Origin of the sequence: Shewanella gelidimarina (genome assembly GCF_023283945.1) — a bacterium.
Lineage (GTDB): Bacteria > Pseudomonadota > Gammaproteobacteria > Enterobacterales > Shewanellaceae > Shewanella > Shewanella gelidimarina.
Genome location: NZ_JAKIKW010000009.1, coordinates 1 through 12,278, shown reverse-complemented (window position 1 = coordinate 12,278; position 12,278 = coordinate 1). Strand labels below are relative to the sequence as shown.

12 protein-coding genes, 2 tRNA genes and 1 rRNA gene are annotated in these 12,278 nt (G+C 43.9%); 10 read left to right on the top strand and 5 right to left on the bottom strand.

Going from position 1 to position 12,278, the window contains the following annotated elements; genetic code table 11:
- Positions 1-32 precede the first annotated feature (32 nt).
- The 10 genes from rsfS (at position 33) to lipA (ending at position 9,411) form a co-directional block, all read left to right on the top strand.
- On the top strand, positions 33-362 hold the full coding sequence (gene rsfS, locus L2729_RS09520) for a ribosome silencing factor (protein ID WP_101089914.1): 330 nt from the start codon (positions 33-35) through the stop codon (positions 360-362).
- Entirely contained in the window at positions 362-832 is a 471-nt protein-coding gene (gene rlmH / locus L2729_RS09515; RefSeq protein WP_101089913.1) for a 23S rRNA (pseudouridine(1915)-N(3))-methyltransferase RlmH, read from the top strand. The genes rsfS and rlmH overlap by 1 nt, the downstream gene beginning before the upstream one ends.
- Positions 833-916: 84 nt before the next feature.
- Positions 917-2,773: a penicillin-binding protein 2 gene (mrdA, locus tag L2729_RS09510; protein WP_248988062.1), complete on the top strand. Its 1,857-nt coding sequence runs from the start codon at positions 917-919 to the stop codon at positions 2,771-2,773.
- Positions 2,770-3,876 (top strand): rod shape-determining protein RodA, encoded by a 1,107-nt coding sequence (gene rodA, locus L2729_RS09505; protein WP_248988061.1) that lies wholly within the window; start codon positions 2,770-2,772, stop codon positions 3,874-3,876. Before mrdA ends, rodA begins: the two co-directional genes overlap by 4 nt.
- A gap of 97 nt (positions 3,877-3,973) precedes the next feature.
- Complete coding sequence (mltB, locus tag L2729_RS09500) at positions 3,974-4,972, top strand: lytic murein transglycosylase B (RefSeq protein ID WP_248988060.1); 999 nt, start codon at positions 3,974-3,976, stop codon at positions 4,970-4,972.
- Positions 4,959-5,750: a septal ring lytic transglycosylase RlpA family protein gene (locus L2729_RS09495; RefSeq protein WP_248988059.1), complete on the top strand. Its 792-nt coding sequence runs from the start codon at positions 4,959-4,961 to the stop codon at positions 5,748-5,750. Before mltB ends, L2729_RS09495 begins: the two co-directional genes overlap by 14 nt.
- Positions 5,751-5,853: 103 nt before the next feature.
- The gene (locus L2729_RS09490; protein WP_248988167.1) at positions 5,854-7,026 is read left to right on the top strand and encodes a serine hydrolase; all 1,173 of its coding nucleotides are present in this window, start codon (positions 5,854-5,856) and stop codon (positions 7,024-7,026) included.
- 407 nt (positions 7,027-7,433) lie between these two features.
- Positions 7,434-7,700: a DUF493 family protein YbeD gene (gene ybeD, locus L2729_RS09485; RefSeq protein ID WP_248988058.1), complete on the top strand. Its 267-nt coding sequence runs from the start codon at positions 7,434-7,436 to the stop codon at positions 7,698-7,700.
- Between the two features lie 92 nt (positions 7,701-7,792).
- Positions 7,793-8,449, top strand: a complete 657-nt coding sequence (gene lipB, locus L2729_RS09480; protein WP_101090029.1) for a lipoyl(octanoyl) transferase LipB — start codon at positions 7,793-7,795, stop codon at positions 8,447-8,449.
- Positions 8,446-9,411 (top strand): lipoyl synthase, encoded by a 966-nt coding sequence (gene lipA / locus L2729_RS09475; protein WP_248988057.1) that lies wholly within the window; start codon positions 8,446-8,448, stop codon positions 9,409-9,411. Before lipB ends, lipA begins: the two co-directional genes overlap by 4 nt.
- A gap of 87 nt (positions 9,412-9,498) precedes the next feature.
- Here the strand turns inward: lipA and rimI are convergent, their stop codons facing one another.
- The 5 genes from rimI to rrf form a co-directional block, all read right to left on the bottom strand.
- The gene (rimI, locus tag L2729_RS09470) at positions 9,499-9,897 is read right to left on the bottom strand and encodes a ribosomal protein S18-alanine N-acetyltransferase (protein ID WP_248988166.1); all 399 of its coding nucleotides are present in this window, start codon (positions 9,895-9,897) and stop codon (positions 9,499-9,501) included.
- A gap of 35 nt (positions 9,898-9,932) precedes the next feature.
- Positions 9,933-10,283 carry a DNA polymerase III subunit psi gene (locus L2729_RS09465; protein WP_101089906.1) on the bottom strand — a complete coding sequence of 117 codons (351 nt, stop codon included), beginning with the start codon at positions 10,281-10,283 and terminating at the stop codon, positions 9,933-9,935.
- 135 nt (positions 10,284-10,418) lie between these two features.
- Positions 10,419-10,495: transfer RNA gene (locus L2729_RS09460), tRNA-Trp, on the bottom strand.
- A gap of 200 nt (positions 10,496-10,695) precedes the next feature.
- A tRNA-Trp gene (locus L2729_RS09455) sits at positions 10,696-10,772 on the bottom strand.
- Between the two features lie 1,420 nt (positions 10,773-12,192).
- A 5S ribosomal RNA gene (rrf, locus tag L2729_RS09450) occupies positions 12,193-12,278 on the bottom strand; the annotation flags it as partial.

The following is a 12,278-nucleotide window of genomic DNA, read 5'->3' as shown; positions in this document are numbered from 1 at the left end:
TCGCGCTGTCTAAAAATTAATGGGGTATCCGCGTGGAAAGCGCCGAGCTAAAACAATTTGTAATCGATAAGGTTGAAGACCTTAAAGCTAAAGATATTGTCGTCATGGACATATCAGAGAAATCTAACATCGCCGATTTTATGGTGGTTTGTACAGGTAACTCAAAAACTCATGTAAAATCAATCGCAGAGAACTTAGTGGTTGAATCAAAACGTGCTGGCCTAAAGATTTTAGGTGTCGAAGGCCGTGAGAGCAGCGAATGGGTTCTTGTTGACCTAGGCGATGTGATCATGCACGTAATGCAAGATCAAACTCGCGACTTCTACCAGCTTGAAAAACTATGGTCAGAAAAACCTGAATAATGAAAATTCAGTTAGTTGCAGTAGGGACCCGCATGCCAGATTGGGTCGAAACAGGTTTTAAAGAATATCAGCGCCGATTCCCTCGGGATATGGCGCTTGAGTTAATTGAAATCCCTGCTGGCAAACGCGGTAAAAATGCCGATATAACTCGCATCCTCCAAAAAGAGGGCGAGTTAATGTTGGCGGCAATCCCTAAGGGTAACCATATTGTCAGCCTCGATCTTCCAGGTAAAAACCTGAAGACTCCAGAACTGGCACAACAGATGAATAAATGGCTACTCGATGGCCGTGATGTCAGTCTGTTAATTGGCGGCCCCGAGGGTTTATCCCCTGACTGTAAACAAGCAGCAGCGCAAAGTTGGTGCTTATCAGCGTTAACCCTTCCCCACCCTCTGGTGAGAGTGATTGTTGCAGAAAGTCTTTACCGAGGCTGGAGCATTAATAATAATCATCCCTACCATAGAGAATAATATCGACTTTACATTCAGTTAGTCTTACCTTTACGGGAATAAGATATGTGCCTGGCACCTTTTTTTGAGCAGGAGAAAATGTAAGTGTCCCCTAGAAAGCGCATTACCATGAACGACCATGCAGCTGAAGCCTCGCTGTTTAAACGTCGCGCTCTTTTTACTTTCCTTTGTGTTTTCATTCTGCTGAGCTTACTTTTCGTCAATCTGTATCAGCTGCAAATCCTCTCATACAACGATTATGAAACACGATCCAACGATAACCGGATCAGGGTCGTACCTGTTGCCCCGAGTCGAGGTCTTATATACGACCGTAATGGACAGTTACTCGCCGAAAACCAACCTTTCTTCTCTTTGGAAATGGTGCCTGAAAAAGTCGACAACATCAGTGAAACCTTAGACCAACTTGGTCAAATAATATCTCTCACTGATGATGAAAAAGAGAGTGTCATTGAAGCACTTAAATACCACCGACGCTTTAAACCTCTCACCATTAAGAACAAACTTACTGAAGAGCAAGTCGCGGAGTTTAGTGTCAATCAACATCGATTCCCTGGTATTTCGATAGAAGCGGGGTTAAAACGTCATTACCCTTATAATGGCCTAATGACTCATGCGTTGGGCTACGTTGGAAGAATCAATGGTCGTGACAGAACGTCACTTGAGAAAAATAATCAGTGGAGTAACTACGCCGCCACCAAAGATATTGGCAAACTGGGTATAGAAAAGTTTTACGAAAGCATGCTGCTCGGCAAACCAGGTCATCTGGAAGAAGAGGTCAACAACCGCGGTCGTACCATTCGTACCTTAAAGTCAGAGCCGCCGGTCCCTGGCCAAGATATATACCTAACCTTAGACCTTAATCTACAAAAAAAGGCTATGGAGTTACTCAATGGTCGCCGTGGTTCAGTCGTTGCTATTGATCCTCGCGATGGCGGAATTTTAGCTCTTTTATCAAGCCCAACTTACGATCCAAACCCATTTGTTCACGGTATTAGCAGTAAAGCTTATAACAAGCTGCTCAATTCAACATCACGGCCATTAATTAACCGTGCAACCCAAGGTCAATACGCTCCAGCATCGACGGTTAAACCACACCTTGCGCTACTGGGGCTAGAAAGTAAGGCTATCACGCCAAAAACCCGTATTTGGGATCCTGGTTTTTGGCAGATCCCAGGGGTTGAACGCAAATACCGAGATTGGAAGCGTTGGGGTCATGGCTGGGTTGATGTTAACAGCGCCATCGTTGGTTCCTGCGATACCTATTTCTATGACTTAGCCTATAAAACCGGAGTCGATGCTATTGCCAAATTTATGGAACCCTTTGGGTTTGGTGAGCGTACGGGTGTCGATATCTATGAAGAGTCCGCCGGTATCATGCCCTCTAAAGATTGGAAACGTCTGCGTTATAATCAGCCTTGGTATATTGGCGATACCATTTCCGTCGGTATTGGTCAGGGGTACTGGACGACAACCCCACTACAGCTGGCAAATGCTGCAACTATTATGGCCAATAAAGGCCGCCGTTTTGTACCGCATTTACTTAAATCAATTCAAGACCAAACTGCCAAGATTGATTCGCCCACAGACGAGCTGGCTCCCATTGTGCTTAACACCCCAGAGAACTGGGACATCATTAGTGAAGCCATGCGGGACACTGCGCACAAATCTCGTTTCAAAGATGCCAAATATACTGCGGCAATGAAAACAGGTACAGCTCAGGTATTCAGTCTGGCAGAAGATGCTAAGTATGACGCTGATACCATTGATGAACGCTTACGAGACAACGCATTGGTTATTGCCTATGCACCCTATGAGAACCCCACTATTGTACTGGCTGTAGTACTTGAAAATGCGGGTTGGGGTGGTAAAAATGCCGGCCCTGTAGCACGGGCTCTACTTGATGAGTATTTACTAAGAGATTCATGGGACAAAAAAGAATGAGTGCACACAACCATCGGCAAAATATATGGCAGCGCCTGCATATCGATCTGCCTTTACTCATTGGACTCTTAGCATTAATGGGCTTTGGGCTATTCGTTATCTACTCCGCTGGTGGTGAAGACTTAGCCTTAATGGACCGTCAGTTAGTGCGTATGGGCTTGTCTCTGGTGATCATGTTTGCCGTCGCGCAAATAAACCCTGAAGTCTTACGCCGCTGGGCATTTCCTATCTACATTACGGGGATAATATTGCTACTTGGAGTGCATTTTTTTGGCGAGATTAATAAAGGCGCACAGCGCTGGCTCAATCTTGGTTTTATGGAGTTCCAGCCTTCTGAGTTAATGAAACTCGCTTTTCCGATCACCATGGCTTGGTATATCAGTAAGTTCCCACTGCCGCCCAAAAAACGCTACTTAGCCGGCGCTATCGTCATTTTGCTGGTGCCAACCTTACTGATTGCCAAACAGCCCGACTTAGGCACCTCTATTCTGGTCGCGGCATCAGGTATATTTGTATTGTTTCTATCAGGTATGAGCTGGCGAATTGTGGGAGGGTTTATCGGATCGGTATTAGCCATGTTACCCGCGCTATGGTTTTTCTTCATGCACGATTACCAGCGAACCCGCGTTCTTACGCTACTGAATCCAGAAAAAGACCCTCTTGGTGCCGGCTACCATATCATTCAATCTAAAATTGCTATCGGTTCTGGTGGGCTGTGGGGCAAAGGCTGGCTAGAGGGTACTCAATCTCAACTCGAATTTTTGCCTGAGCGTCATACGGACTTCATCTTCGCCGTCATTGGTGAAGAGTTCGGTCTTATCGGAAGCTTGTTACTGTTGACTCTGTATCTTTATGTCATCGGCCGCGGACTCGTTATTGCTTCACGCGCCCAAACTAGTTTTGCTCGATTATTAGCGGGTAGCATAACCTTAACCTTCTTCGTTTATATTTTTGTAAATATAGGCATGGTTTCAGGCATATTGCCTGTGGTAGGTGTACCACTGCCGTTAATCAGTTATGGTGGTACATCCATGCTGACATTGATGACTGGATTTGGGATTCTAATGAGTATTCATACTCACAGACGATTCATCGATAGATAATGTTCACAGCAACCAAAAACAAATATTAACTCGATAACGTTTACCGTATTCAGGTATCGCCGTAAACGTTTAATCGACATTGAGGATTGTATAGCAGATGACACTGTTAAACCGTTTTATAGCACCCTTAGCGCTCACCATTTTATCCGTTTCCGCATTCGCAAACGCCATAGAGCCCTCTGTCGATGAGCTAAAAGCTGAGTTTATCCAAACGCAAAACGCTAAAGGCTTTAGCGATGCCGAAACTCAAGCCTTTATTGATAATGCGGAATTTAACCAAGCGGTTATTGACGCTATGACCAAGCCTTGGGAAGCTAAACCTTGGCACCAATACTATCCGATTTTTCTTACCGAAAAACGTCTCGCGGCAGGGCTAGCATTCTGGAAAGAACATGCCAAAACCATCGATAAAGCCGCTAAAGAGTTCAATGTTGATCCGCAAATAATTGTCGCCATAATAGGAATAGAAACTTTTTACGGCGGTTATATGGGCAACTACCCGGTTAAAGACGCTTTATACACATTAGGATTTCATTACCCCCCAAGAGCAACCTTCTTCCGCAGTGAGTTTGCTAACCTGCAAGCATTAGTAAAAGAAGAGAAGCTTGATATCAATAGCCTAAAAGGCTCGTATGCTGGCGCGATGGGATTTGGCCAGTTTATCCCCTCTAGTTACCGTCACTACTCCGTAGACTTTGATAATGATGGCAGTCGAGATCTACTCAATAGTCCGGTGGATGCTATTGGCAGCGTCGCAAATTACTTTCATCAACATGGCTGGCAACAAAACCAACCAGTGGCAGTAAAATTAACCTTGGCTAAAGAACTGCCTGAAACAGTAAAAACATGGTCTGGAGAGAAGATGCACTACACGATTGCGGATATTTTATCACCCAGTGTAGCGCTTGCTAAATCGATGGATATAGATGTATCTCAACCCGCACTAGTGGTTAAGCTAGAACAAACTGACAAAGATGAGTACTGGCTAGGTCTGAAAAATTTCTACGTCATCACCCGTTATAATCGAAGCCCGCTTTATGCGATGGCGGTGTACCAGTTTAGCCAGGAACTTGAACAAGCTTATGCAGCGCATTAACACCCTTGTTGTTATCTTATTAGCCGCTATTTTGGCTGCTTGCTCTAGCAGCAACCAAAACAGCCGCTACGATATTGCCGATGATAAAGCGCCAGCATCGGCGCCTGATGTGTCAAAAGTCGAAGACGCTCATCCAAAGTTTGAACCCTATAGCCGTGGCGGCAATAAGACTAATTACACTGTTCGAGGTAAAAACTATCAAGTCATGGATAGCAGCCAAGGCTATCAAGAAAAAGGCATTGCCTCTTGGTATGGCGCTAAGTTTCATGGCCATTTAACCTCTAATGGTGAAACCTATGATATGTACTCAATGTCAGCGGCACACAAAAGCTTACCACTGCCGAGTTATGTGAGGGTCACTAACCTAAAAAATAATAAAAGTGTCATTGTTCGAGTCAATGATCGCGGCCCCTTTCATGAAGACCGACTCATTGACTTATCCTATGCTGCCGCCCATAGACTCGACATGCTAAAAACTGGCACCGCCAATGTAAGCCTTGAAGTTATCTACATTGCCAACCCGGAATCTATTGCATTAGCAGAGCTTAAAGGGACTGAGCTACATTTCATCCAAATTGTCGCGTCTTCTAACAAAAAACGCCTAGAAACCTTAGCGAAAGATCTTGAAAAAAAATACCAAGTAAACAGCCGGTTGCAAGAATCTAACAATCTATACCGCTTGCAGCTTGGTCCGATTGGACAAGCGCAGTTAGCGAGCAAACTGACAGAAACACTCAAACAGCACGGTTATCCACAAAGCTACTTGATTACAGAATGAAACAAGATTAATGAACCTAGCGCGAATTAGCTTGTCGACTAATGATATACTTTGCGGAACTTCGCTTTCATCATTCCTAAAAATAAAGACGTGCATGATTAATATGAACTTATTAGACCAACCTATAAAAACGCTTTTGCTCGCGACCTCAATCGCCGCATTTTCTGCACAAGCTGCCCCAGTTATGACGCCAAATGCACCGACTGTTGCGGCTAAAGCCTATGTCTTATTGGATTACAATACCGGGCAGATTATTGCAGAAAATAATGCATACGAAAGCCTTAATCCTGCGAGCTTAACTAAAATGATGACCAGTTATGTCATTGGTCATGAGATAAAAGTTGGCAACGTATCACCTTCAGATGAAGTGACTATTAGTAAAAAAGCTTGGTCAAAGAACTTCCCTGATTCATCAAAAATGTTTATCGAAGTCGGTAAAACCGTTTCGGTGGCAGAGCTTAACAAAGGCATTATCATTCAATCTGGTAATGACGCTTGTGTCGCAATGGCTGAGCATATCGCCGGTACAGAAGACGGCTTTGTTGACCTGATGAACTCATGGGCAAAGCAATTAGGCATGCAAGATAGTTATTTTGAAAACTCCCACGGACTTGATTCAGATAACCATAAAAGCACAGCCTATGATATGGCTATCTTAGGCGCTGCTATCATTCGTGATGTGCCTGATGAATATGCAGTCTACAAAGAAAAATCTTTTACTTATAATGGCATCAAGCAATATAACCGCAACGGTCTTTTGTGGGACAAGAGCCTAAACGTCGACGGTATAAAGACTGGCCACACCTCTGGTGCAGGCTATAACCTAGTGACTTCAGCGACCAAAGATGGCATGCGTCTTATTTCAGTCGTCATGGGGACCAAGAGTGAATCAGCGCGTAAAGCGGAGAGCAAAAAGCTGCTTAATTACGGCTTCCGCTTTTTCGAAACAGTCACTCCTTACCAAGCAGGTGATAGCTTCGTTACTCAAAAAATTTGGTATGGTGATAGAGAAACCATTGATCTTGGCGTAACCACTGATACACCCATCACGATTAGCCGTGGTCAAGCCAAGAACCTACAAGCCAACTTTGAGCTAACCAAAGAGCTTAAAGCGCCTATAGCCAAAGGCGAAACGGTTGGTCGCATCTACTTCCAGTTAAATGGTAAGGATATTGCGCAGTTCCCACTTGTAACGTTACAAGAAGTGAACGAAGGCAGTTGGTTTAGTCAACTCATGGACTACTTTAAGCAAATGTTTGAAGGTTGGTTGAGTTAATCAGACGAACACGATTATAAGCCACCTCAGGGTGGCTTTTTGCGTTTAATAGGCTTGATATTACCTAGAGCAAGATTATACCAATTGCATTAAGTAAGTAGTCAATTCAGAAACGCTCAAGCTTTTCAATTCAAGGTACATTGCCGAGAGAATGGTATTCCCTTGTGAGCCAATGTAAAGCAGAAGTGGAATGCCTGAGCGCTTCCCTTTGGGTGGGTTTCAAAGCGCTGCATGCTGCGGCAGAACCCCTTGCTATAGAATAACTATTAACTTCAAGCTTCCGACTTGCCTTCAGCGCTTTGAGCTCCCACTGAATGAACATATACTTAATGCAATTGGTATTAGTACACTTGAATTCGCTATAATTGACACCATATAACAGTTAGAGAAATTGCTGAGAGTAAAAAATGTTAGATACTAAATTTGATGAATTAATGGAATTCCCAAACTCATTTCCATTCAAAGTTGTCGGTGAAGCTCACGAAACTTTAACCGAACGTGTTGTTTCTGTTGTTCAACAACATGCTCCAGGCGATTACTCGCCAAGCATGAAAGTCTCAAGTAAAGGCACTTATCACTCAATCACGATTCGAGTAACGGTCCTGAGCAAAGAACATGTAGAAACCTTATACGTCGAACTTGCCAAAATAGAGGGTGTTAAACGCGTCTTATAAATATTACTCATTGCTGATAAATGTGATCTGTCTTACATTTATCAAATTGAGGCGTATAATAGCCACACTTATATTTGGGGGAGAGGTTGCCCTTGCTAGAAAGCGTTTTGCATATTCGACATCTTGGTAAGCAAGATTACGAATCAGTGTGGCATGCGATGCAGCACTACACAGATAATCGCGATGAAAACAGTCCTGACGAGATCTGGATTGTTGAACATACGCCCGTCTTTACTCAAGGCCAAGCTGGTAAGAGTGAGCATATCCTCAATCCTGGAGACATCCCAGTTATCCAAGTTGACCGCGGCGGTCAGGTGACTTATCACGGCCCAGGACAATTAGTTGTTTATCCTCTGTTAGATATTAAACGACTCAAAGTGGGCGTACGACAACTCGTCACTCATATTGAACAAAGTATTGTCAACATGCTCAAACGTTATGATGTAGAAGCTTATGCTAAAGCTGATGCACCCGGCGTGTATGTTGAAGAGCGAAAAATTGCATCACTCGGTCTACGGATCAGAAAAGGATGCTCTTTCCATGGATTGGCTCTCAATGTAGATATGGACATGTCCCCCTTTCAACGCATCAACCCATGTGGGTATGCCGGAATGGAGATGATCCAATGCAAACAGCTCGGTGGACCACAAACTGTCGAAGAAGCTGGCAAACAATTAATTGAAACCCTTAGCCACGAGCTTGGTTTAAGCAACCTAGTTCATCATCAAGGATTACCAGAGTCATTATGAATAGGCCTGAAAGATTACAACCTGGCGTTAAGTTAAGAGACGCAGATAAGGTTTCCCGTATTCCAGTGAAAGTTGTCCCTTCTGAGCGCGACACCATGCTGAGAAAGCCTGATTGGCTGCGCGTTAAGCTGCCAGCCTCTAATCAACGTATTACTGAGATTAAACAAGCCCTACGTAAGAATGGCTTACACTCAGTTTGTGAAGAAGCGTCATGCCCTAACCTGTCTGAATGTTTCAACCATGGTACGGCCACCTTTATGATTTTAGGTGCTATCTGTACTCGACGTTGTCCTTTCTGCGACGTTGCACACGGACGTCCACTAAAGCCTGATGCTGAAGAGCCAAAGAAGCTCGCTCAGACAATCCAGGATATGAAACTTAAGTACGTGGTTATCACATCAGTAGACCGTGATGACTTACGAGATGGTGGAGCACAGCACTTTGTTGATTGCATACGCGAAATCCGCCTGCTAAATCCACAAATTAAGATAGAAACCTTGGTGCCCGATTTCCGTGGCCGCATCGATAAAGCGCTCGATATTTTAGCGACCGAGCCGCCTGATGTGTTTAACCACAACTTAGAAACAGCGCCTATGCATTATCGTAAAGCGCGACCAGGTGCAAACTATCAATGGTCACTTGATCTGCTTAAGAAGTTTAAAGAGCGTCACCCTAACGTACCAACTAAATCAGGTCTTATGATGGGATTAGGTGAGACTAACGAAGAGATAGCGCAAGTACTACACGATCTTCGCGCTCACAATGTTGAGATGCTGACGTTAGGTCAATACCTACAACCATCAAAATTCCACCTGCCAGTCGAGCGCTATGTGCCTCCAGCAGAGTTTGATGAGTTGAAAGTGTTAGCAGAAAGCATTGGATTTACCCATGCAGCTTGTGGACCTTTAGTTCGCTCAAGCTACCATGCAGACCTGCAAGCACAAGGTAAAGAAGTTAAATAGCCTCGCTTGTGTCAGATCTTAAAGATAAAAAAATAGCGCCTATCTGGCGCTATTTTTATTATCTTATACTCATACCATTAGCACACGCTAAAAAGTCAGCGTCATCAGTATTGCATCTTCAGGCCCAGCATTTGTTTTGTAATAGCCTTTTCGGATCCCTGACTGCTCAAAACCTACTTTGACATACAGTGCCCGAGCACCCACTGCCGATTCACGCACTTCAAGCAATAGGACTTCGGCATCATTAGCACGAGCTTGCTCAATGACCCTATCGAGCAAAGCTTTACCGAAACCTCTTCCTTGATGACTTGGTGCGACACATATATCCATTAAGGTCGCATCTTCAAATATCTGATGCAATATCGCAAAACCATAAAGCTCGTCACCCTCATATAGACCTAAGCAAGTATACAAAGGCCCAAAGCAACTCTTTATTGTCGACTCAGACATCGGGTGACTATGCGCACTGGCCGCTATTAGCGCCATCTCAGGCGTCGATAGCTCAGTAAGAGGGATAACGGTCACTCTGAATCCTTTTTAACGATAAAGGGCTGCATATTACGCCATAGTAACTTTTTAGCTTCAGGGTTAGATTCAATCTCATTAATCGGAGCCGAGATTAATATATTGTCAACGCTGTCCACTTGTTTACCGCGCATATCCCAAATGACTTTTGAATTTGATTCAGCACTTGTGGCAAAGCGTACGTGCTTACGGTCATAGCCAAGCATCTCAAGCACTTTAGAAATGATGGGGCTGTCAGTCTCAGTCAGCCTACGCGGACTCACCAGTACGGTTGATACCTCAGCCTTCAATTTAGCTTTTACCCAACGGGTAATCCCCATTGCATCTAAGTAGTCATTCGATTTCATACTGGCTCAAAAGAGAATAAAGGTGAGTAAGGATAACAGTTCGCTCGCAAGCTTGTGAAGCCATCTAATCCTAACGTTGAGGTTTCTAAATTCCAGATGCAAAAAAGCCGAGCTAATGCTCGGCTTTTTCTAATTTGGCAGGGGTGGGGAGACTCGAACTCACAACATGCGGTTTTGGAGACCGCCGCTCTACCAATTGGAGCTACACCCCTGTTGACGAGACGCATTATGCGTAAACAGGCCTAAAAGGTAAAGTACTTTTTTATATAAAGCCGATCGACTGTAGTTTTTTCGGTCAACACATGCATAACAGCGTAAATTGACTGAAAGAAACCAAAATAATAGAACCGAACAGGTATATGAAAAATTGCAGATGTAAAAAAGCCGAGCTAATGCTCGGCTTTTTCTAATTTGGCAGGGGTGGGGAGACTCGAACTCACAACATGCGGTTTTGGAGACCGCCGCTCTACCAATTGGAGCTACACCCCTGTTGAAGACGTCACTATGCGTAAACTGACCGAAAAGGTAAAGTATTTTTTAAGGCAAACTCACTGACTGCCTTTTTTTCAATCAGCAAGCCATAAAGCCAACCCAATTATGGTCTTTAGAAACACTATATATTTCCGTTACAGGTCAAGTCGCTAGACGAAGAAAATACAAGAACTCTAGATTAACTCTAACCGTGATACTTCAACTATCACCATTTAGGAGTCGGTTGTACTAAGATGAAATTTAGCTTGGTACATTATCACACTACTTACTTTCTGCTATCGAATAATCGGTCATGGTAAACAGGAACCAATGTTTATAATCGCCAGTAAAATATAGTCATTATTTCTTATGCGACGAAGCCCTAAACACTGCGTTAACCGAAGTCATTAACGCCACCTTCTAGAGTTCTATTCTGATACTTCCCTAAAGCCACTACCTTAGCAACAGGCTACTCACTCCCTTATAGATGAATTACATTTTTGAATCAGAGCGACTCTTTCATAGCTCATTGGCCATATACCATTGGAATATCAACCTCACTGCTATCCTTCTTTGGTATCCACGCTAAGAAAACCTCAACAGTGCAGTTGATATTCGATTACCACACTCTTTATTATCCTCAAAGCGGGACAAGCTACAAATTGCAGGCGTACAAAAGCCAGTCATGGTTAAACTCGAAATGGTGCCTATTAGAATAATGCTGGAACAGTTATCGGAGCTATCCTCGCTTCGAGCTGTCCTTGATAAGCTCAAGGACTTCACGCTACGACCCATATGGATGCGGTAGTGTCGATTATGCAGGATGTCTCAATGGCATTGAGTCTGACTGTGTTCGAGCTTTCTACTTCCCCCTGGTGAGAAATGTTTCAAAGCCCTTAAACGAAAAATCCCCGACACAGGGTGCTAGAGATTTATCCACTGTCCCTAAATATTGTTGTTCCGTCAATTCATCAACTCAAAAAACCACAAATTGCGGACGTAAAAAAGCCCGTTGCGTTAGCAACGGGCTGTTCACTCTCTTATCATACCAAGATAAAAAGAGTGGCGACTGGAAATGTTTGACTCGCACCTGTGTAATATCGAGCACAGCACTATTATGTCTATGTTATTACCCCCTACATTCAGTCGTGCCGTCAGTTCATCAACTTAAAAACCACAAATCACAGACGTAAAAAAGCCCGTTGCGTTAGCAACGGGCTATTCACTCTCTTATCAGACCAAGATAAAAAAGAGTGGCGACTGGAAATGTTCGACTCGCACCTGGGTAATATCGACCACAGCACTATGATGTCTATGCTATTACCCCCCTACATTCAGTCGTTCCGTCAGTTCATCAACTCAAAAACCACAAATCGAAGACGTAAAAAAGCCCGTTGCGTTAGCAACGGGCTATTCACTCTCTTTCGAGAAATTAGGCGCCTGGAAATGACCTACTCTCACATGGGGAAACCCCACACTACCATCGGCGATACTGTGTTTCACTTCTGAGTTCGGAATGGGATC